This is a genomic window from Mycolicibacterium sphagni (assembly GCF_002250655.1).
GTDB lineage: Bacteria > Actinomycetota > Actinomycetes > Mycobacteriales > Mycobacteriaceae > Mycobacterium > Mycobacterium sphagni.
The window spans coordinates 113,825-133,176 of the sequence record NZ_NOZR01000016.1 but is presented as its reverse complement, the minus strand read 5'-3'; the positions used below and the strand labels follow the sequence as shown (position 1 = coordinate 133,176).

Annotated in this window: 21 protein-coding genes and 1 pseudogene; 12 read left to right on the top strand and 10 right to left on the bottom strand. The window is 65.7% G+C overall.

Features of this window, described 5'->3' with window-relative positions; genetic code table 11:
• Window positions 1–3: 3 nt before the first annotated feature.
• The 3 genes from CG716_RS18785 to CG716_RS18775 all read right to left on the bottom strand — a co-directional run bounded on the left by CG716_RS18785 (window position 4) and on the right by CG716_RS18775 (window position 1,830).
• Window positions 4–450: an Rv2576c family protein gene (locus tag CG716_RS18785; RefSeq protein ID WP_094482312.1), complete on the bottom strand. Its 447-nt coding sequence runs from the start codon at window positions 448–450 to the stop codon at window positions 4–6.
• Window positions 451–452: 2 nt separating this feature from the next.
• Complete coding sequence (locus CG716_RS18780; protein ID WP_165774209.1) at window positions 453–914, bottom strand: hypothetical protein; 462 nt, start codon at window positions 912–914, stop codon at window positions 453–455.
• Window positions 915–1,032: 118 nt separating this feature from the next.
• On the bottom strand, window positions 1,033–1,830 hold the full coding sequence (locus CG716_RS18775; protein WP_094482310.1) for an Rv1363c family protein: 798 nt from the start codon (window positions 1,828–1,830) through the stop codon (window positions 1,033–1,035).
• Window positions 1,831–1,998: 168 nt separating this feature from the next.
• Between CG716_RS18775 and CG716_RS18770 the strand changes: the two genes are divergently transcribed.
• Window positions 1,999–2,406, top strand: a complete 408-nt coding sequence (locus CG716_RS18770; RefSeq protein WP_165774208.1) for a hypothetical protein — start codon at window positions 1,999–2,001, stop codon at window positions 2,404–2,406.
• Between the two features lie 71 nt (window positions 2,407–2,477).
• Here CG716_RS18770 and CG716_RS18765 read toward each other — a convergent pair whose 3' ends face one another.
• The gene (locus tag CG716_RS18765; RefSeq protein ID WP_094482308.1) at window positions 2,478–3,755 is read right to left on the bottom strand and encodes a cytochrome P450; all 1,278 of its coding nucleotides are present in this window, start codon (window positions 3,753–3,755) and stop codon (window positions 2,478–2,480) included.
• Between the two features lie 142 nt (window positions 3,756–3,897).
• Between CG716_RS18765 and CG716_RS18760 the strand changes: the two genes are divergently transcribed.
• The gene (locus CG716_RS18760; protein WP_094482306.1) at window positions 3,898–4,584 is read left to right on the top strand and encodes a TetR/AcrR family transcriptional regulator; all 687 of its coding nucleotides are present in this window, start codon (window positions 3,898–3,900) and stop codon (window positions 4,582–4,584) included.
• On the opposite strand, the gene CG716_RS18755 is transcribed toward CG716_RS18760, so the two are convergent.
• Entirely contained in the window at window positions 4,500–4,916 is a 417-nt protein-coding gene (locus CG716_RS18755) for an Rv2576c family protein (protein ID WP_165774207.1), read from the bottom strand. The genes CG716_RS18760 and CG716_RS18755 overlap by 85 nt on opposite strands.
• 114 nt (window positions 4,917–5,030) lie before the next feature.
• Between CG716_RS18755 and CG716_RS18750 the strand changes: the two genes are divergently transcribed.
• Genes CG716_RS18750 through CG716_RS18740 form a run of 3 tightly spaced genes read left to right on the top strand, consistent with a single transcriptional unit; the run spans window position 5,031 to window position 8,375 of the window.
• Complete coding sequence (locus CG716_RS18750; protein WP_094482304.1) at window positions 5,031–6,275, top strand: acetyl-CoA C-acetyltransferase; 1,245 nt, start codon at window positions 5,031–5,033, stop codon at window positions 6,273–6,275.
• A gap of 2 nt (window positions 6,276–6,277) precedes the next feature.
• The gene (locus CG716_RS18745; RefSeq protein ID WP_234817911.1) at window positions 6,278–7,057 is read left to right on the top strand and encodes an enoyl-CoA hydratase/isomerase family protein; all 780 of its coding nucleotides are present in this window, start codon (window positions 6,278–6,280) and stop codon (window positions 7,055–7,057) included.
• 19 nt (window positions 7,058–7,076) lie between these two features.
• Window positions 7,077–8,375 carry an acyl-CoA dehydrogenase family protein gene (locus CG716_RS18740; RefSeq protein ID WP_094482300.1) on the top strand — a complete coding sequence of 433 codons (1,299 nt, stop codon included), beginning with the start codon at window positions 7,077–7,079 and terminating at the stop codon, window positions 8,373–8,375.
• On the opposite strand, the gene CG716_RS18735 is transcribed toward CG716_RS18740, so the two are convergent.
• A complete protein-coding gene (locus tag CG716_RS18735; protein ID WP_094482358.1) occupies window positions 8,372–9,337 on the bottom strand; it encodes a phosphotransferase family protein in 966 nt (321 codons plus the stop codon). The two genes, CG716_RS18740 and CG716_RS18735, sit on opposite strands and share 4 nt — an antisense overlap.
• Complete coding sequence (locus CG716_RS18730) at window positions 9,334–10,119, bottom strand: SDR family NAD(P)-dependent oxidoreductase (protein WP_094482356.1); 786 nt, start codon at window positions 10,117–10,119, stop codon at window positions 9,334–9,336. Before CG716_RS18730 ends, CG716_RS18735 begins: the two co-directional genes overlap by 4 nt.
• 94 nt (window positions 10,120–10,213) lie before the next feature.
• On the opposite strand from CG716_RS18730, the pseudogene CG716_RS18725 reads away from it, so the two are divergent.
• Window positions 10,214–11,054 (top strand): annotated as a pseudogene (locus CG716_RS18725) (LLM class flavin-dependent oxidoreductase).
• Between the two features lie 4 nt (window positions 11,055–11,058).
• Here the strand turns inward: CG716_RS18725 and CG716_RS18720 are convergent.
• Both CG716_RS18720 and CG716_RS18715 read right to left on the bottom strand, forming a co-directional pair.
• The gene (locus CG716_RS18720; protein ID WP_094482298.1) at window positions 11,059–12,162 is read right to left on the bottom strand and encodes an NAD-dependent epimerase/dehydratase family protein; all 1,104 of its coding nucleotides are present in this window, start codon (window positions 12,160–12,162) and stop codon (window positions 11,059–11,061) included.
• A complete protein-coding gene (locus tag CG716_RS18715; RefSeq protein ID WP_094482354.1) occupies window positions 12,162–12,662 on the bottom strand; it encodes a nuclear transport factor 2 family protein in 501 nt (166 codons plus the stop codon). The genes CG716_RS18720 and CG716_RS18715 overlap by 1 nt, the downstream gene beginning before the upstream one ends.
• 85 nt (window positions 12,663–12,747) lie before the next feature.
• Here CG716_RS18715 and CG716_RS18710 point away from each other — a divergent pair, with 85 nt between their 5' ends.
• The 6 genes from CG716_RS18710 to CG716_RS18685 are packed head-to-tail and all read left to right on the top strand — an operon-like array spanning window position 12,748 to window position 18,581.
• The gene (locus tag CG716_RS18710; protein ID WP_094482296.1) at window positions 12,748–13,395 is read left to right on the top strand and encodes a TetR/AcrR family transcriptional regulator; all 648 of its coding nucleotides are present in this window, start codon (window positions 12,748–12,750) and stop codon (window positions 13,393–13,395) included.
• 41 nt (window positions 13,396–13,436) lie between these two features.
• A complete protein-coding gene (locus tag CG716_RS18705) occupies window positions 13,437–14,255 on the top strand; it encodes a TauD/TfdA dioxygenase family protein (protein WP_094482294.1) in 819 nt (272 codons plus the stop codon).
• Window positions 14,248–15,387 carry an LLM class flavin-dependent oxidoreductase gene (locus CG716_RS18700; protein ID WP_094482292.1) on the top strand — a complete coding sequence of 380 codons (1,140 nt, stop codon included), beginning with the start codon at window positions 14,248–14,250 and terminating at the stop codon, window positions 15,385–15,387. The genes CG716_RS18705 and CG716_RS18700 overlap by 8 nt, the downstream gene beginning before the upstream one ends.
• The gene (locus CG716_RS18695) at window positions 15,384–16,547 is read left to right on the top strand and encodes a sulfotransferase family protein (protein ID WP_094482290.1); all 1,164 of its coding nucleotides are present in this window, start codon (window positions 15,384–15,386) and stop codon (window positions 16,545–16,547) included. Before CG716_RS18700 ends, CG716_RS18695 begins: the two co-directional genes overlap by 4 nt.
• 7 nt (window positions 16,548–16,554) lie before the next feature.
• The gene (locus tag CG716_RS18690) at window positions 16,555–17,376 is read left to right on the top strand and encodes a sugar phosphate isomerase/epimerase family protein (RefSeq protein WP_094482288.1); all 822 of its coding nucleotides are present in this window, start codon (window positions 16,555–16,557) and stop codon (window positions 17,374–17,376) included.
• A complete protein-coding gene (locus tag CG716_RS18685) occupies window positions 17,373–18,581 on the top strand; it encodes a DUF1214 domain-containing protein (protein ID WP_094482286.1) in 1,209 nt (402 codons plus the stop codon). The genes CG716_RS18690 and CG716_RS18685 overlap by 4 nt, the downstream gene beginning before the upstream one ends.
• Before the next feature lie 2 nt (window positions 18,582–18,583).
• Here CG716_RS18685 and CG716_RS18680 read toward each other — a convergent pair whose 3' ends face one another.
• Window positions 18,584–19,300: an enoyl-CoA hydratase/isomerase family protein gene (locus CG716_RS18680; RefSeq protein WP_094482284.1), complete on the bottom strand. Its 717-nt coding sequence runs from the start codon at window positions 19,298–19,300 to the stop codon at window positions 18,584–18,586.
• Window positions 19,301–19,352 lie beyond the last annotated feature (52 nt).

Below are 19,352 nucleotides of genomic sequence, written 5' to 3'. Positions count from 1 at the left end.
CGCCTACTGCCAGTTCCGCAGTGAGCACAGCGCGCCTTTGGGTCCGCTATTGGTTTTCACGACAGCTCCGTTGATCGCCATGGTGCAGTTGAACCCGGCGGCCGCCAGCGGGAGTGAGCCCTGGGCCTGAACGGCAACCATGCCCCATTGGATCGGGTCGGTCAGCGTGGTTTCGAGAACCCACGGCTTACCCGGCCCGACGGTGGCGTCGGCGGTGGGGCTGAAGACGTATGGGTCGTGGCTGTAGTCAGAGAAGCTCGGCGGATCGGTGTCCCGGTAATAGATTCGGGCGTTGACCAGCTTGTCCGCGGTGACCGTGTAGCGCACGTTGAATACCTGCGGGGGAGGCGGATCGCCTGGCGGGGGATCGTCGGCCAGGGCAGGCGACGCGAGACCCGTTGCGGCGCAAAGAACAGCGAGGGCGGCGAAGATCGGTGCGGTGGGATTCATCGTCACATCCGGCTCAGGCTGAACGGGTAGGTGAAGCTGCCGCCAGGAGCGCCGTCGCAGCCGGCGTCGAACGTCGAGACCATCGACCCGGCAAGTGTCGTTGCGTCCCACGTGTAGACGTCGTGGGTGGGAATTGTTGGGCCGTAATAGATGTCGCCGCAGCGCAGCCCGAACGGATCATCGATGGTCAGGCTGTACTGGCCGTTGACCAGATATGCGTCGGCGTCGCTCTGCACGGCCTTCGCGATCGGACGCGGCAACGTGAGGACGTGAATGCAGTCCGGGATGCTGGTGTTCGTGTTCGGCAGCTTGCACGGGGTGATCGCTGACCAGACCCACGTGTGGAAGTCCCTGCGGTCGGGCATGCTCAGCTCGTAATTGCCCAAATACATCTGGGCAGCGGCGGGCGGAGCCAGAGCTACCGCAGACGCCACCAGCGCCGTGGCCATGACGAGGGACTTCAAACCGGCTTCCTCCACACTCGAGCTAACCTGCATGAGCTGCGAGATTGGCATTCTCGTGTTCGGAGAATACCGTGTTTCGGATTGCCGGGGAAAGGGTTTGGCGAGGTTCCTTCGCCGGTCAGGCGAACTCGATATCCGACATCTTGAGCTGGTCGCCTTCACGCTGCAGGCTGACCACGACGCGCCACACTCGCGGCTGTTGATCTTCCTTTGGCGCATCCGGACCGGTGCGCTGAGAGGTCGCCGCCACCAGCACAGTCGCGGTGTCCTTGTCCATCGACTCGACTGCGGACTCGTTGACGGTGACCTTGGTGACGATCTTGGCCTGTTGCAGCGCCTTGATCAGGTCATCGGAGCCGTCCTCGAAGTTCGCTTTGAACTTGCCTGTCGAGTCGTCGATGACCCGCTGGACGCTGTCCTTGGCTTGGTTGAAGTCCAACGACATCAGGTTCACCACGCCTTGGCGGGCCGCGGCGGCGAACTCAGCTGAGCGGTGTCGCTGCTGTTCGGTGTTGCGGTGTTGCCACACCATGTATCCGGTGGCGCTCAGCAAGCCGATGATCGCCAGAACAGCAACCATGGCGGCAACGGTTTTCAGCCGTGGCGCCCGCACCCGGCGCTTTTTTTCCGGCGCGACATCCGGTGTGGGCTCAAGCTCTTCGACCGCGTCCGACTCCTCGGCAGTCTCGGCTACCGAGACTGCGGGTTCGTCGGCTTCCGGTTTCGCGGCGGCCACTGTTTCCGCGGGTGCCGGTGTTTCGTCGCGAGCGGCTTCTAGCTTGCGCCGCAACTCGTTTGCGCGCGCGCGGGCCGCCTCTGCGCGGACTTCGGCCGCAGCTGCCGCGGCCTCCGCAGCCTCGGCGGATACCGCGTCGTCGGCGTCGGGCGCCTCGGATTCATTTTTACCCGCCGGCATGGGACCTCCTCGTCCATCGCGGTCGCATGGCGACGCGCGACGTTAGCACTGGCGCCCAGCATTCCACAGAGGCAATCCAGAGCTTTTCGGGGCTGCTCGGAGGGGATTGTTTTCCAGTTTCTTGTCTGAGCTGGAGAATTCAGTTACCGAGTGTGCGACAGTATTCGGGTGCGATTGACGGTGCCAGTTCTTGCTGCATTACTGACGGCCGGGCTGTTGATGCCGGCCTCGGCTTCCGCGGATCCCGCGACGACGCCGATAAACGCCAATGAGTGCAATGACGCGTTCTGCACGCCGGGTATCACCCCCGGTGTCGAACTCGGTGCCCCATGCGACAACACGACCTATTACGTGTTCGGTGTCGACACCCGCAACAACTGGGGGCGGCTGATCTTCTGCGGGTCGCCGCGGCGGTTGGACCCGCGCTACTTCCGGTCGCCGCCGATGGTCGGCATCAAGAATCTCAACGACGACTGCGGTGGTTACGAGAACTCCGTCGCGCAGGCGCCTGACGGTATGTTCCTGTCCTGTGTGGCATCCGGCGGACGTACCCGGTGGGTACAGGGCGACGCCTAGCCCTAACCCGTCGCACGCGCAGACGAAAACGCCCCCAGCACGCTGAGCGTGTGGGGGCGTTTTGCGTGGGTCTAGTTCCGTCCGGTGAACCGGACGTGGATGTCGGCGAGCCCGCGCAGGATGTACGTCGGCTCGTAGTTGAAGCGGCGCTGCCCGGCCGGGCCGTGGAACTCCTCGTCGATGGTGATCTCGCCCATCCGGTCCAGCATGCGCTCGAGAGACACCCGACCCTCCACGCGCGCCAGCGGCGCACCGGGGCAGGAGTGAGCGCCGCGGCCGAACGCGATGTGCTCGCGGACATTGGGGCGGCGGACCTGGAACTCGTGGGGATCGGTGAAGCGGCGCGGATCGCGGTTGGCCGCGCCGGGCAGCACCATGACGACGGTGCCGGCCTTGATATCCATGTTGCCGACCTTCGATGTCCGGCGCGCCAGCCGCGAGTCGCTCTTCACCGGGCTCTCCAGACGCAGTGACTCCTCGACGAAGGTCGGGATAAGGCTGCGGTCCGCACGCAGGGCCTGCTGGAGGTCAGGCCGATCGACCAGCGCCTTGATGGCCGCGGACAGCAGCTTGGCGGTGGTCTCCTGGCCGGCGGCGAACAGGAACGTCGCAGTGCGCGCGACGTCGATGATCTCCGGCGTCGAGCCGTCGGGGTACTTTGCGGTCGCCAGATCGGTGAGCACGTCTCCGCGGGGATTGCTGCGACGGTCTTCGAGATAACCGCAGAACTTCTCGTCGAGGAACTCCAGCGGGTTGATGCCGATTGTCGCTTGATCCAGTGAGCCGACTCGTGCTTCCGGCCTATCAGCACCGAGCACTGTGCGGAACTCCTTGTGATCCTCTTCGGGGACGCCGAGGAGATCGGCAATCACCAACAGCGAGAACGGCTTTGCATATTCGGCCAGGAACTCGCTGTGCCCGAGGGAGATGAACTCGTCGAGCTGGCGGTCGGCGAGCCGCCACATGAAGTCCTCGTTCTCCTTGAGCCGCTTGGGAGTCAGCAACCGGCTCAGCAGTGAGCGGGCCTTGGTGTGATCCGGCGGATCCATCGTCACCATGTGCTCGTTCATCGGAAAGTACGTCCGATGCGCATCGATCTGTGCGTTCAGGTCGTCGCCCTCGGGGGTGAAGGGCAGGGGAGGGAAGGGGCCGCCGAGTGCCACGATGTTCGAGAACGCCTCGGGGTTTTTGTAGACCTCGAGAGCCTCCTCGTACCCGGTGACCGCGACGAAGCCGTGCGGCTCTAGCCGCAACACCGGGCTCTGCTCCCGCAAATAGTCGTAGTACGGGTAGGGGTCGGATACCAACGACTGATCGGTGAGGAAGTCAACGGTGGCGAAGTCGGTCATTATCGGGTTCTTCCTCCAAAGCGGGCTGATTGCTGTGCACCTGCTTAGCATGGCGTAAAGTGCGTGGTCAAGGCTGGATCCCATCGGCCCACGTACGATCGGCGTGTTTGATCGGCGGTCAAGGAAAGAACAGGGGTGGGAGATGGCCTCGGCGCGGCGGATCGGTGCGCCCGACGCGAAAAATCGCATGGTGCTGCTCGATGCCGCTGAACAGCTCCTGATCGACGAGGGCTATGCGGCGGTGACCTCCCGTCGTGTCGCCGAGAAGGCCGGCCTCAAACCTCAGCTGGTCCACTATTACTTCCGCACGATGGACGATCTGTTCCTGGAGGTCTTCCGCCGCTACGCCGACCAGGGCATGGCGGCCCACCGGCAAGCGCTGGCGTCGCCCCAGCCGTTGTGGGCGCTGTGGCGGTTCGGCATCAACCCCGCCGCCAGCCGCCTCACGATGGAGATGGCCGCGCTCGCCAATCACCGCAAGGCCCTGCGAGCCGAGATGTCCCGCTATGCCGAGCGCTTCCGCGAGGATCAGCGTCAGGTGTTTGTCACCGTGCTGGAGCGCAAAGGCGTGCTGCCAGCCGAGGTGCCGCCGGTTGTGTGGTCGATCTTGCTGACCGGCCTGTCGACGGTGGTGATGCTCGGCGAGGCGATCGGCGTCACCGCGGGCCACGCCGAAACCATGGAACTCGTCGAGAATTTCCTCACGGTGATGGAGGGTCCGCCGCAGTTGGCCGACGACTCAGCTCACCAATTGCGCAGCGAGCAGAGTGCGCCCTTGGGGCCGGAGTTCTCCGCGACCACCACTCCGTCTACCGCGAGCACGCAGTGAAAATTCGGCGGGGTCTTTGACAGACCGCTGGTAGCGGCCACCATCGCCCACTCGTCGGGGTTGGCGAGCTGGACGTTGAGGATCCACTTCTGCGTGGGCCCGACGTCGGCCTCGACCTTGGGGCTGAACACGTACGGGTCGTGGCTGTAGTCCGACCAATTCGCCGGCTCGGTATCCCGGTAATAGATATCGGCCGCGCGGAACGGTTGCTCGGCGAACACGCTGTAGGTGACCTGGTGCATCACACCGTCGTCGGCACCGGCCGGAGCGGTCGAACCCGCTACGCACACGGCGGCCAGCGCCATCGCCGACCCCAACTGGACGAACCTCATGGCTCAGTTTGGCATGCAGAAGTCGTTGCGGGCGCCGTTTGTCCCACCACGCGACCGGTTCATTGACACCTGACGTGAGAACATTATTCTCACTTCTGGCGAAGCCGCATTCCAATGAAGGGGCTGAACATCAAAGACGCTCTCATCCTCGACGCCGTACGCACCCCCCGTGGACGGGGCCGCGCCGACGGCGCCTTGCATGGAGTGCATCCCCAGGACCTGTTGGCCCAGTGCCTGAGTGCGGTCGCCGATCGCCTCGGTTTCGACCCCGCCGACGTCGACGATGTCATTGCCGGCAACGGGATCATGGCCGGCGAGCATGGCGACGACATCGCCCGACTGTCGCTGCTGCTGGCCGGTTGGCCGCAAACGGTCCCCGGCATGACGCTGAACCGCTTCTGCGGGTCCGGTCAGCAGGCCGTGACCGTGGCAGCCGCCGGAATAGCCAGCGGCCAGCAGGAGCTGGTGGTGGCCGGCGGGGTGGAGTCGATGTCACGCTGGGACGTCACCGTGGGTGCACCGACGATCGATGGCGGCAACCCAGCCTTTCGGGCGCTCTACCCCACCGTGCCACAGGGTATTTCGGCCGACCTGATCGCGTCGCTGGAAGGCTTCAGCCGGTCTGATGTCGACGCGTACGCGGTGTCGAGCCAGGACCGTGCGGCCGCGGCGATCGCGGCGGGCCATTTCGACCGCTCAATCATCGCGGTACGCGGTGGCGACGGCAAGATTGTCGCCGATCGGGACGAACACCCCCGCGCGGGAACGACTTTGGACAGGCTCGCCGGGCTGCCGCCCGCGTTCGAGCGTGCCGGTGCGGCGCGCCTGGAGGGGGAGAGCCTCAGCTTCGACGAGATCTGCTTGAGCCGTTACCCCGCCGTCGAGCGTATCGACCACGTTCATCACGCCGGCAACTCCTCCGGCGTGGTCGACGGCGCGGCGGTCGTGGTGGTGGCTTCTGCTGAGTGGGCGGAGGCCAACGGTGCGGTGCCGCGTGCGCGGGTCCGCGCGGCCGCGGCGATCGGCAGCGAGCCAGTCATCATGCTCACCGCTCCGGGCCCAGCGGCGCAGCGCTGTCTTGCCAAGGCCGGTATGGCCGTGGGGGATATCGACTTGTGGGAGGTCAACGAGGCCTTCGCGGCGGTCCCGCTGAAGACGATTCGCGATCTCGACCTGGATCCGGCCCGGGTCAATGTCAACGGCGGGGCGATCGCCTTGGGCCATCCGATCGGAGCGACCGGTGCCATCCTGATCGGCACGGTGCTCGACGAGTTGGAGCGGCGCGACCTGAGCACCGGCTTGGTCACCATGTGTACCGGGGGCGGTATGGGTACCGCGACGATCATCGAGCGAGTGTGATGGTGTCGGCAACCGAGACGCTGGAGTTCGACGCACCAGCAGAGGGCGTGCTGCTGATCCGGTTGAATCGCCCGAAGCGGCTCAACGCGATCAACGAGGTGATGCGCGACGAACTCGCGAGCACGTTCAAGTCGGTGGCGCAGGATGCCTCGGTGCGTGTGGTGGTGCTCACCGGGGCGGGCCGAGGGTTCTGTTCCGGTATCGACATCCGCGATTTCGGCCCCGGCATGCTCGAAGCCAGTGCCCCGGCGATCGACCGGTTGCGCTTCCAGGAGGCGATGGCCGGTCTGGTGCGCGCGCTGGCCGACCTGCCGCAGGCGGTCGTCGCGGCGGTCAACGGACCGTGTGTCGGCGCCGGCCTGGCGCTGAGCCTGACCGCCGATATCCGGATCGGCTCCACCTCAGCCACCTTCGGCAACGCGGCCATTCTGCTCGGCCTTTCCGGTGCCGAGATGGGGATGAGCTATCACCTGCCCCGGATCGTCGGCGCCGGGGTGGCCGCCGACTGGATGCTCACCGGCCGCACCGTGACCGCGGAGGAAGCCGACCGGCGTGGCCTCCTGAGCCAGCTGGTCGGGCCCGGCGAACTTCTCGCGCGATCGATCGAAATCGCCAGTGGGATAGCAGAATTGGCGCCGCTGGGCGTTCAGCTGACAAAACGGGCGTTACAGGTCAACATCGCCGCCCCGGGTCTGGGCCCGGCATTGGAGTTGGAGAACCGCAACCAGGTTCTGAGCCACGCGACCGATGAAGCGGCCGCCCGACGATCCACCCGGCCATAGCTTCGAAGGGACGACACGTATGTCTTGGGATTTCTCCACCGACCCGGAGTGGGCCGATCAGCTCAAGTGGGTGGACGACTTCGTGCGCTCGGAGTGTGAGCCCATCGACCTGATCGTCAAGGAGTCGCACGACCTCAATGACCCGGTGCGGCAGGCGTTGATTCCGCCGCTGCAGGAGATTGTCAAAGAGCGCGGGCTGTGGGCCACCCACCTCGGACCGCACCTGGGTGGCCCCGGCTTCGGCCAGGTCAAACTGGCGCTGCTCAACGAGATCCTCGGACGGTCGGAATGTGCACCGATCGTCTTCGGTTCGCAGGCACCGGATTCGGGCAACAGCGAGATCCTCGCGCACTACGGCACTCCGCAACTCAAGGAGCGCTACCTGGAGCCGCTCCTGGACAACCGCATCATCTCGTGTTTTTCGATGACCGAGCCGCAGGGCGGCGCCGACCCCAAGGTATTCACCACCACCGCGGCCCCTGACGGGGATCATCACTGGATCATCAACGGGGAGAAGTGGTTCTCCTCGTTTGCGTCGATGGCGTCGTTCCTCATCGTGATGGCGGTGACCGATCCCGATGCCCCGCCGTACAACCGGCATTCGATGTTCGTGGTACCCGGCGAGACACCCGGCATCAATGTTCTGCGCGACGTCGGCCTTGGCTACCAGCCGATCGGCGGTGGCCGGGAAGGGTACGTGCGGTATGAAAACGTCCGCGTGCCTGCCGATCACATGCTCGGCCCGCGTGGCGGCGCATTCGTGGTCGCACAAACCCGGCTGGGCGGCGGCCGGATCCATCACGCGATGCGGACCGTCGGACTGGTCCGGCGAATCTACGACATGATGTGTGAGCGTGCGGTCTCGCGCTACACCCAGGGTGAGTCGTTGAGCCGCAAGCAGTTGGTGCAGGAGATGATCGCCGACTCGTGGATGGAGATCGAGGCCTTCCGCCTGCTGACTCTGCAGACCGCGTGGAAGATCGACCAGCACAACGACTACAAGGCGGTGCGGGCCGATATCTCAGCGGTCAAGGCGATGATGCAGAAGGTGCTCCACGATGTGTCGGCTCGTGCGCTGCAGATCCACGGGTCGCTGGGCGTGACGCATGAAATGCCGTTCGTGCAGCATCTGGTCGAATCCTTCGTGCTCGGCCTTGCCGACGGGCCCACCGAGGTGCATAAGGTTACGCTCGCGCGCCTGCTACTCGGCGATCGGGAGCCAGCGCCGGATCTGTTTCCCTCCGAACACCTTCTACGTCTGCGGCAGGCTGCCGAGGAGAAGTTCGCCGACCGGCTCGCCGGCATTCCGCGAGGCTAGCCGAGATACTGCCTGGCTTTGGCGAGTAGTGCCGGCAGCCTCGTGGCCATCGCCTCCAAGGCGGGGTCGGGTGTCGCGCGGCGCCTGTTGTGCTTGACGATCAGCGACCAGGTCGCCGTGGATTTGAAGCTGGCCAGCGCCTGGAACCAGTCCAGATCTGATACCTCGCGCGTCAAGGCCTTCCGATAATCGGCGATCAGCTCTTCCACCGGCGGTGTGGACCCGCGGTAGGGCGTGATTCGCTGGTAGGTGTCCGGATCGGAGTTGATCAGGAACCAGCCCACGTCGACCCGCGGGTCACCGACCGACCAGATCTCCCAGTCGATCACGGCGGTGATACCCCGTTCGTCGGCCAGCAGATTGCCCAACCGGAAGTCGCCGTGCACGATCGCCGGCCCGACCGGAGGGGGCGCTGTCGCGTGCAGGGCATCGGCGGCTTGTTGCCAGCCCGGTGCGAGCTCCGGGTCGACGGTACTCAAGGCGCGGCACCACTTGTCGACCTCGTCGGCCGGGGCGATGACGGGTTCGTCGTGGAGGCGGAGTTCCGCGGGGGAGAGCTGATGCAGTGCGGCCAGGGCTCTGGCGGCGTGCCGGAACCGTTCGGCGACCACCCTCGCCGGTCCGGCGTCGTCGGCGTCGAATAGTGGCTCGACCGCCGTCCCGTCCGAGAACGACATCGCGAACAGCGGTGGTATCTCTGGTGGTTCGCCGGTCTCATCGAAGATGACCTCCGGCACCGGGACTGCGGTGGCCGACAGCGCGCGCATGATCCTGGCCTGTCGAAGGACGTCGCGGTGGGCGACGGGCGGCAGACCGGGCGGTGCGACTTTCACCACCGCCCGGCGCCCCGCGAGGTCTCCGCTGAACGTCAGGCTGGATGCCCCGCCGGCCAGCGGCCGCAGCGCCGAAATGCCGCGTGGCGCAAGCCGGTGCTGCAGTTCGTCGAGGAGTTCGGTGGTCAGTGCAACGCGCCGATCTCGCGGAGGAAGGACTGGGTGTGTGCGATGCGCCCGGTCATGGTCGCCGGGTCTCCGGTACACAACTCCAGAGCGGTCCGGGTGATCAGCTCGATGTCCTCGGTATCGGTCTTGGCCAAGTCCAGGGTGCCGGCACCGGGGGTGGCCACCGGGTTGGTCGGCGCGGCGGCGTTGACCGCGATGCCGTCGTCATACAGTTCGGCGGCAAGGCTTTTCGTCATCCGATTCAGGGCGGCCTTGACTGTGCCGTAGATCCCGAACCCGGCGCTTCGGTCGAACTCGGAGAACGGCGGACCGGGGGGCAGGTCACCACCGACCGAGGTGACGTTGAGGACCCACCCGCGTCCGCGCTCGCGCATGGCGGGGATTGCCAGCTGAGTCAGATGCAGCGGCGCCACCACGTGCATTTCCACCATCAGGCGCAAACGCCGTTCCGGGAAGCCGTCGAGCGGACGCAGGAACGTCACCGCGGCGTTGTTGACGACGATATCCGGGGACCCGACCCGTGCCACCGCTTCGGCGAACAGCCGCTCGCGGTCTTCGGTGCTCGACAGATCAGCTGCGATGGCGACTGCGCTTCCCCCGGCCTGCTCGATCTCGGCTTGGGTCTGCACCAGCGACCCGTCGTACTTCGGGTCGGGCTCGGCCGTGCGGGCGGTCAGCACCACCGTCGCGCCTTCGCCGGCCAGTCGCTGTGCGATCGCCTTACCCAAGCCCCGGCTGCTGCCGGTCACCAACGCGACCTTGCCCGCGCACCGTCCTGTCACGTCGGCTCCTTCCGCCACAATTCGAGAACCGGTTCTCCTAAAGCGAGAATCACGTTACCCTGCGATCGGCGCGACGGAGACGAGAGGGCGAAATATGGTCGAGTGGCACCTGTACATCCCGCAAAGCCGAATGGGCATCGACGATTTGGTGTTGCGGGCCCGCGCAGCCGAGGCGAGCGCCTTCGACGGGGTGGCCTTCCTCGACCATCTCGAGACACCGATGGCCCCCGCCAGTCCGATCTGGGAAGCGATGACGACCGCGACGTGGGTGGCCGCCCGAACCGAGCGGCTCCGGATCGGACACCTCGTGCTCTGCGACCCATTCCGCGCGCCGGCGGTGCTGGCCAAACAGGCTGTCACACTCGCCGAGGCGTCCGGAGGGCGATTCGACCTCGGCCTGGGGTCCGGATCCATGCCCGACGAGCTCGCGAAATTCGGATTCGGCACGGCGACCGGGAAAGAGCGGGTGGCCGCCCTGGAACAGACGCTGATCGCTCTGCGGAACTACTGGGACGGCGACGCTGCGCAGCAACCCCAACCGAGCCAACGTATTCCGGTGTTGCTGGGTGGCCGCGGACCCCGGATGCTGGAGCTCGTCCGTGACCACGCCGACTGGTGGAACCTGCCGGCCACCTATGTCGATGACCTGCCGACGCTACTGCCCGCCATCGGTAAATGCGCGCGCTTCGGTGCAGCAGATGGTCGGTTTCATCGGCAGGGATGCCGACGCCGAGGCGGTGACCGACAAGAGTCGCCGTCGCTGGGGTCATCTCGGTCCGGGCCTGGTCTGTGGACGCGCTGACGAACTCATCGGCTACTTCAGCCGGCTACATGACCAAGGGGCGCAGCGGTTCTACGTGTGGTTCGCCGATTTCGCGGCGCCGGAATCGATCTCCGAATTCGGCGAGTCGGTGATCCGGGAGTTCCCGAACTGACTGCTCAGCTGCGCCCGGCCAGGATTTCAGGGCCGTACTTGCCGGCGATGAAGGTCCACGGGTCGGCGTAGCGTCCACGGCCTTCCTGCCGCCGCTGTGCGGCCAACGCCAATCGCATCACCGGCCTGATGAGTGGACCCGCCAGCCCGAGCGCGGTCCGCAGGGCACCGCTCTGCGACCCGGCCACCCACGCCACGGTCTCCGGCCAGCTGTGCTCTTGAAAGTCCAGCAGCGCTTGGGATTCCGTCGTGTCGTACCAACCGGTGAAACTCCAGCCCCGATCGTCCTCGGGGTCGCCGGGCAGGCTGGCTCCGGCGCCCAGCCGGCCCAGTCCCATGGCCTCCATCATGTCGTCTTCCACGTCGCGGTGCGTATGCAGGTGGGTTTCATCCCCGCCGATCAGCAGCACCTTGCCGGCGACGGCCTTGGCGCGCTCGACACCGTTGGCGAAGGCCAGTCCGACATCGCGGGCATCGACGGTGTGCAGCCGGTTGTCACCGGGAGTCGCCCGCATCAGGACCAGATAGTCGCCGTTCATGGTGCCCGCGGCATCGGGGGAGATGATGCCGGCCAGCCGCAGCATCGCGTAGGGGAGTCCGCTGTCGGTGATCACCTTTTCGGCAAGCACCTTGTCCTCGCCGTACTGGTCGATCGGGTTTACCGGCGTCTGCGGCGTGATCAGCTCGGGGTAGCGGTAGGGGTTACGCGATCCGTATACCGACGCGCTGGACGCCAGCAGAATGATGGGCGGCTCGGGCAGCTCTACCGCGGCTTTCACCAACGTCGCGGTACCGCCGACATTGACCCGGCGGGCAAGCTTCGGGTTACGGTACGACGACGGCGAGAAGATCGCCGCCAGATGCACGATCGCGGTGGGCGGATGCTCGTTCACCAGCCGGCCCACCGCCGCGTCGTCGAGCAGGTCGACATAGACCGGTAGCAGTGTTCCGGGGTGCCCGGCGCCCGCCAGTCGCGCCGCGACGGCTTCTGTTGCCGGGGTCTGCAGATCGGTTGCGACGACCGTGTGCCCGCGCTGCAGCAGGATCTCCGCGCAGCGCGAACCGACCTGACCGAACGCTCCAGTGACCAAAACTGTCTGCTGCGACATCAAACCACGCCTCGCTTTCGTGCCAGCCGCGCCGCGGAGTCCCGCAGTCGCGGTGAAATCCGCAGGGAGAAAAAGGGATTGAAAATATCTTCCCGCAGGCGGGTCAGTGTGGACGTCTTGATTCGCCAGTGACCGTCGGTCTTCTCGTAGGTCTCGTGGTAGTGGCCGTATCCCGCAAGATTGATCCCCGGGGCCAGCCGCACAATGTCGTTGAGCGCCCAGACACCCGTCGCCGTGGACGGCGAGGTCAGCTCGATCTCCGGGGCGTGGACCTGATGGACGGTGGGTTGAGACGGCTTGCCCAGCGTTGAGCGCAGGAACGCGATGAACTCGTCGGCGCCGCTGATGAGTACACCGCCGGACGGGGTGGTGTCACTGACGAAGTCGTCGGTGAAGATCTCGCGCCAACCCGCCCAGTCCTTGGTGTCCAGCAGGCGGCAGTATCGCGCCTTGAGTTTCTTGATCTCCTCGACGTCGGCCCACGCGACCTGTTCGGTCATCTCGGCTCCCTCCATCTACGTGCTCGGCACAGGCTAGCGAACGGCCTTCTTTGGGACACTGAGCAACCCGATTAAACTCTGGCGAATGGCAAAGAGACTGTCTCCGGCGGTCGAACGACGGGGCGGTCGGCCCACGCAGGCCGAAGCTGCGGCCCTTCACCAACGGCTGCGAGAAGCGGCGGTCAAGACGTTTCTGGAAAACGGCTACGACGCGACGACGATGGTCGCGATCGCGGATGCGGCCGGGATCACCAAACCCACGTTGTATGCGCGCTACCCGGACAAGCGCGCGGTCTTCCTCGACGTCATCCCGTGGGCGTTCAGCCGGGCCGTCCAGGTCGACGTCCCCAGCGCGACCGACGATGAGGACCTGCGCACCTCTCTGGTGGCGATCGGCCAGGGCGCGCTACGGCAGGCGCTGAACCCCGACATCGTGCAGTTGCACAAGATCGCGCGCAACGAAGCGCACCGCTTCCCCGAATTCGGTCTGTCCGCTGAGTCGCTCGGCTGGGCAAGTCGCCAGCAGCAGGTGATGGATCTCCTTGCGGGCCATGCCGAGGCCGGCACCATCGAGATCGACGACATCGAGCTGGCCGCCGAGCATTTCCTTGCCCTGGTCGAGGTCCTGCCCGCCCGGCTGGCCGATTTCGGCCTCTACCGCAGCCGCAAAGAAGAACAGCGCCGTCTGATGCACGCGGTGGATCTCTTCCTGCGTGGAGTGCTGGCCCGCTAGTTCCGCAAAACTATACGCTCGGGTATAGTTAAAGCGTGGCAATGACGCTGTCGGTCGTCGACATCAATCCGAATATCGCCTCCGAGGTCCGTGCGACCAAGGCCGAGCTGCTCAGCGGCGTCCACACCGAGGCGCTGCGCGACCTGCTGGAACGGCGTGGAGTGCTGGTGTTCCCGCAGATCGGGTTCAGCGACGACGAACAGGTCGAATTCACCCGGACGCTCGGCACATTCGCCCCCGAACGCACCGGTGAGCAGGTCTACTCGGTCACGCTGGACACCACCATCAACGAGCTGGCCGACTACCTGAAGGGATCGCTGTACTGGCACATCGACGGGACCATGAACGAGGTGCCCATCCGCGCTTCGTTGTTGTCCAGCAAGGTCGTCTGCCAGGATGGCTCGGGCGACACTGAATTCGCCAATACCTACGCGGCGTACGACGCGCTCGACGATGCTGACAAGCATGCGCTCGAATCGCTACGGGTGATGCACTCGGCGTGGAACACGCTCTTCTACTACGAGCCCGAACCCAGCTTCACGACGCTGCGGACGATGATGGCGATCGGCGACCGTGAGTTGCCGCTGGTGTGGAACCACCGCTCCGGACGTAAGTCGCTGGTACTGGGATGCACCGCCCGCCACGTGGTGGACCTGGACTTCAGAAAGAGCATCGAACTCCTTGTCCGCTTGCGGGATTGGGCCACTCGTCCTGAGTTCGTCTACCGCCACCACTGGTCGGTCGGCGACTTGGTCATCTGGGACAACACCGGCACCATGCACCGTGCGACTCCCTACGATCCCGCGTCCGGCAGGCTGCTGCACCGCACGAAACTGGAAGGCGAGGAACCCTTTGACTGAGGGTTCGGGCGTCTCGCCCGCCGCGTTCCTGCGCACGACGCTGCCGCTGGATCTGTCCGTTCTCAGCGACCTCGACAGCGGCCGATACCATTCGGTCTGGCTGCCCGACCACATGGTCAGTTTTTGGCCGGATGCGCTGTGGACCCCGGAATTCACCGATCTGGCCACCGTTTCGCCGTCGCCGCACCGTCATCTCGACGGGATGGCGGTCGCCGCCGCGGCGGCCGTCCTCACCACGAACGTGCCCTTGGCGACCAGCGTCGTGGACACCGTTCGGCGGCACCCCGCCCTGCTCGCGCAGAGCGCCCTGACCATCGACCATCTGTCGCGTGGGCGATTCATCCTCGGACTCGGCAGTGGCGAGACCGAAAACGTCGTGCCGTACGGTTTCGATTTCACCAGGCCTGTCAGCCGCTTCGAGGAAGCGCTGAAAGTCATTCGGCTGCTGTGGGATAGACCCGGACCCGTCGACTTCGACGGCCAGTTCTACCAGCTCAACCACGCCCGGCTGGATACCGAACCCTACGAGGGGCGGTTCCCGCAGATCTGGATCGGCGCCAGCGGGCCGCGAATGCTCGAGATCGTCGGACGCTATGCCGACGGCTGGTGGCCTGCCGGCGCGTGGACTCCTGAGCACTATGCGCAGATGCTCGGTGCTGTGCGCCAATCGGCTGAACGTGCCGGGCGCGACCCCATGGCGATCACCCCGTGTTTCGTGCAAGTGTGCCTGATCGGCGAGGACGACACCGCGATCGAGCAGATCGTCCGCGCGCCGCTGGTGGCGAGCTTTCTGTTGCAGGTGTCGGCACAGGTGTTGCGCGGCTGCGGTTTCGAGCATCCGATGGGCGAGGACTGGGGTGGTTTCCACGACATCGACCCGGCGACCATGACACGGGAGCGCATCCTCGATTTCCTCGGCCGCGTCGATCCCGAGGCGATTCTGGCGGTCGTGCCGCACGGTACGCCCGAACAGGTTGCGCGGATCATCAAGTCGTATGTCGATGCCGGGCTTCGGGTTCCGAAGATCCTGGACTACAGCACCATGGCCGGTCTGGAATTCAGTGCGGCATCGGCGGCCAACGTGCGAAGGACGGAAGACGAATTGTTGGCACTGTGTGGAGGACAGTCATGAACCTGGATGCCGCCGGCATGTTGGCCCGCGCCCAAGCCGAGACCGGATACGAAGACTTCGGCGACCCGACCTTGCCGGAGCGATTCGCCTTGGCCGTCGACCACCTCAACGGTATCGGCCTGGACGCCAACGGGACTGCCGAGGCCGACCGGGTCTGCCACTGGCTGCTGACATCGCGGCTGGAGATGTTCGCCGACCGGACCCGATTTCCGATCGCCGACGAGGTGATCGAACGGCCGATGTTCGTCACCGGCGAGCCGCGGTCGGGTACCACGCTCATGCACGCACTGATGTCGGTGGATCCGCATGGTCGAGCGCTGCGATTCTGGGAGGTGATGTACCCGTCGCCGCCGCCCGGACTGGCCGGCCCCGACGATCCGCGCCGGGCAAGAGCCGACGCCGATTGGCGCGAGATCAATGCCAAGATGCCGAAATGGCTGCACAGCCATCCCTACAACGACATGCTTGGGGACGGCCTGCCCGAAGATGAACGCACCTGGGCCTTCGACTTTCGGGTGATGACCCCGACCGCGTGGTGGCGAGTGCCGATGCAGACACTGGTCGGCGGACTGCCGACGGATCCGGCCGCGCAATACCGCATCCACAAAGCGATGCTGCAGCAGTTCCAGTACAACCGGCCGCGCAAGTACTGGGTACTGAAGGGATTCCACGGCTTTCGGCTCGAGGAGTTCTTCGACACCTATCCCGATGCCACCCTGCTCTGGTTACATCGCGACCCTGTGCAGGTCGCGGCCTCCCGCACGATGATGATGGCCGATATCCTCGACGGCATCGTCGGGCCGGTCGACCTGAAAGTCGAGGCGAAGAACCACCTCGAGATGACCAGGGCCAGCATCGCCAACACGATGAGCTCACCGATGGTCGACGATCCGCGGATCCTGCACATCCCCTACGCAGATTTCATCGCCGACCCGGTCGCGACGGTGCGAGGCTACTACGGCTTCTGCGGACGAACGCTCACCGCGGACGCCGAAGCCGCCATGCGGGACTACCTGGCCGCTAACCGCGGCGATCGCTACGGCAAGTTCCACTACTCCACCACGCTGCTGACCGATATCGGCGAGAACCTCGAAGATCTGCACGCCGAGTTCGCCCCGTTCCGGCAGCGGTTTTGCGTCCCCATCGAAAAGCGGGATTGAGCTGTCGATGCATGAGTTGCTGTCGGTTCACGACGTCACCTTCCTGGGGGCGAGTCCCGCTGAACTACAGCGCAATTGGACCGAGCTCGGGGTGCACCGACTCAGCGTCATCGACACGCAACTGCTCGAACCCGAGTTTCGGCAGATTCTCGACGCGGGCGACTATCGAATCCAGGCGGTCTATCACCTGTTCGGGTCCGGCCGGGTGCCCACCGACAAGGGGTCAGTCGAGGCAGCCCGCGCCGCGCTCTGCCGATTGATCGAGTGTGCAGCTTCCGTCGGGGCCAGCTGTATCTACCTGCTGACCGGTGGCCGCGGCGAGCTGACCTGGGAGCCGGCGGCCGAAAGGTTTTGCACCGCGATAGCGCCGTGTGTGCTGCAGGCGCAGCAGGCCGGTGTGAGCCTGGCTGTCGAAAATGCCTCCAGCCTCTACGCCGACATTCACCTGGCGCACAGCCTGCGCGACACCATCACGCTGGCCGAGTCGGCCGGGCTCGACATCTGCATCGATCTGTTCCACTGCTGGGCCGAGGCCGACCTTGCGGGCCTGCTGCGGTCGGCGCTCCCGCGAACACGGCTGATCCAGGTGAGTGACTATGTCCTGTCCGATCGCGCGCTGCCTGCCCGGGCGGTACCAGGTGACGGAGCGATCCCGATCGAGTCCTTCGTGGCCCAGGCGCTCGCCGGCGGCTACCGGTTCGGGTTCGACCTGGAGCTGATCGGGCCACGTATCGACGCGGAGGGCAGACTGGCGGCCGCCCGGCGGGCGGGTGAGGTCATGGGCACGATGCTCGATCGGCTCGGCGGCGCGGATGTGGAGGTCCAATGACGTTCGGTGACGGCGCGGACGACGCGGCACTCGACCGTGCGTGGGGCGAGTTCTGTGACCGGCTGAAGGCGGCGGGCACGCACGCGTTCAAGGACTTCAATGCGACCTCCGGCGCGCAGCGCGCTGACGCATTCCGTTTCCTCACACAAAATCTCGGGCAGGCCTTCGATCTGGCGCTCGAGACCCGGGATCCGCGGTATCCGAGCATCCACGCGTTCTGCAACCCGACCCGCAAACTGGGCGGCGACTGCGCGGATTTCACTTACCAGCAGGCCTGGATCGACGGCCAGTCGACCTACCGCATTTCTGGAACACGAGGGACTGCAAGGTTTTTCAATATCACGGTGCAGGGCGCACGACCGGTGGGCCCGCACGTCCTGCATGAGCCGTTCGGCGACGTCCCGGAGGCCAATGTTTTCGGCCACCAACTGCACGTCGAGCCTGATGGCACGTTCGAGCTGTACATCGGCGGACCCGAGCGGGGGCCGAACTGGCTGCCAACCACGGTCGCGTCGCGGAAACTGTTCATTCGCCAGGGTTTCGACCACTGGGACGAGCGGCCCGGGCAGCTGCGCATCGAACGAGTCGACATGACCGGGCCCAAGCCGCTGCCAACGGCCGCCACCATGATCGACGCTTTTTCCTGGGCAGGCGATTTCGTCACCGGCCTGATGACCAGCTGGCCCGAATTCCCGTTCACCTACGGTGGTGTCGACAACGAGCACCCGAATCGCTTTCCGGCTGTCGACGCCACCGAGGCGGATAACAAGCGCGGCCGTGCCGCGGCAAACATGTACTGGGAGTTGGGTCCTGACGACGCTTTGATCGTCGAGTTCGACGCCCACGAGGGCTTGTGGATGCTGTCCAATATGGGTGTGTTCTTCGCCAGCATGGACTTCCTCTACCGTCCCGTCAGCTACACGCCGAGCCGGGTGTCGACCGACGGTGACGGCAAGGTTCGGCTGGTCCTCGCCCACGACGACCCGGGCGTGCACAACTGGCTGGACACCCAGGGATTCGAACGCGGCAATCTCACCTACCGCCACATGCTCCAGGGACAGCCCGCAATTCTGACCACCCGACTCGTCCGGCGCGCCGACCTCGACGGCGTGCTACCGCCCGATACCAAGCGGGTCACCGCATCCGAGCGAACCGCCCAGATGTGGGAGCGTTTCAACGGCGTGCGCGGCAGGTTCCCGCTATGAGGTCACTTTGCGCGGTTCATCACCCGGTCGGCGGCGGCCCAGTGCTCGTCGGACACCCAGAGCTGGGCAAACGCGTCGATGGCCTCGACGGGCGGCACACCGGCGATCACCCGCTTGATGCTGCTTGCCGGACGGTTGGTCAAAGACTGTGCCAGCGAACGCCATTCGTCGTCGAACGAGGCACGGGGGACAACCACATCGATCAGCCCCCAGCGTTCAGCCTCGCCGGACGTGAGGATCTTTCCCGATCCGGCGAGCAGCAGCGCCTTGCTCTTGCCTACCAGCGCGGCCAGTCGTTCGGCGCCGCCCCATGCCGGCATGATCTCCAGCGACACCTGATTGAAGCCGATCTTCACGTCGTCGGCGGCCACCCGGATATCGGCGGCGACGGCGACTTCAGCTCCGCCGCCCAGCGCGTGCCCGTTGAGCGCGGCGATGACGGGGGCCGGGAAGCCGGCGATCCGGTCGCAGATCGCACGCATCCGCGCCGCCATCCCGGCGGCCTCCTCGGTGGTGCGCAGCGCGCTGAGTTCCTTGAGGTCGCCGCCGGACACGAACGCCCGGTCACCGCCGCCGCGGATGACCAAGGCCTGCGCGCCGGCCGCGGCGTCGAGCGCCTCTTCCAGTTCGCCCATGGTCGACAGCGCAATGGCGTTGCGGGCGTGCGGCCGGTCGATCGTGAGGACCGCGAGCCCGTCACTCCACTCCAGACCGACCATAATTCGTTCTCCAATTCCGGTATTGGCATTCTCGATGTCGGAGAATAGCATC

Bases quoted from the DNA above. Each gene is read 5' to 3' on its own strand.
- CG716_RS18785 (WP_094482312.1), bottom strand. From the start codon at position 450: ATGAATCCCACCGCACCGATCTTCGCCGCCCTCGCTGTTCTTTGCGCC.
- CG716_RS18775 (WP_094482310.1), bottom strand. From the start codon at position 1,830: ATGCCGGCGGGTAAAAATGAATCCGAGGCGCCCGACGCCGACGACGCG.
- CG716_RS18765 (WP_094482308.1), bottom strand. From the start codon at position 3,755: ATGACCGACTTCGCCACCGTTGACTTCCTCACCGATCAGTCGTTGGTA.
- CG716_RS18760 (WP_094482306.1), top strand. From the start codon at position 3,898: ATGGCCTCGGCGCGGCGGATCGGTGCGCCCGACGCGAAAAATCGCATG.
- CG716_RS18755 (WP_165774207.1), bottom strand. From the start codon at position 4,916: ATGAGGTTCGTCCAGTTGGGGTCGGCGATGGCGCTGGCCGCCGTGTGC.
- CG716_RS18750 (WP_094482304.1), top strand. From the start codon at position 5,031: ATGAAGGGGCTGAACATCAAAGACGCTCTCATCCTCGACGCCGTACGC.
- CG716_RS18740 (WP_094482300.1), top strand. From the start codon at position 7,077: ATGTCTTGGGATTTCTCCACCGACCCGGAGTGGGCCGATCAGCTCAAG.
- CG716_RS18720 (WP_094482298.1), bottom strand. From the start codon at position 12,162: ATGTCGCAGCAGACAGTTTTGGTCACTGGAGCGTTCGGTCAGGTCGGT.
- CG716_RS18715 (WP_094482354.1), bottom strand. From the start codon at position 12,662: ATGACCGAACAGGTCGCGTGGGCCGACGTCGAGGAGATCAAGAAACTC.
- CG716_RS18710 (WP_094482296.1), top strand. From the start codon at position 12,748: ATGGCAAAGAGACTGTCTCCGGCGGTCGAACGACGGGGCGGTCGGCCC.
- CG716_RS18705 (WP_094482294.1), top strand. From the start codon at position 13,437: ATGACGCTGTCGGTCGTCGACATCAATCCGAATATCGCCTCCGAGGTC.
- CG716_RS18695 (WP_094482290.1), top strand. From the start codon at position 15,384: ATGAACCTGGATGCCGCCGGCATGTTGGCCCGCGCCCAAGCCGAGACC.
- CG716_RS18690 (WP_094482288.1), top strand. From the start codon at position 16,555: ATGCATGAGTTGCTGTCGGTTCACGACGTCACCTTCCTGGGGGCGAGT.
- CG716_RS18685 (WP_094482286.1), top strand. From the start codon at position 17,373: ATGACGTTCGGTGACGGCGCGGACGACGCGGCACTCGACCGTGCGTGG.
- CG716_RS18680 (WP_094482284.1), bottom strand. From the start codon at position 19,300: ATGGTCGGTCTGGAGTGGAGTGACGGGCTCGCGGTCCTCACGATCGAC.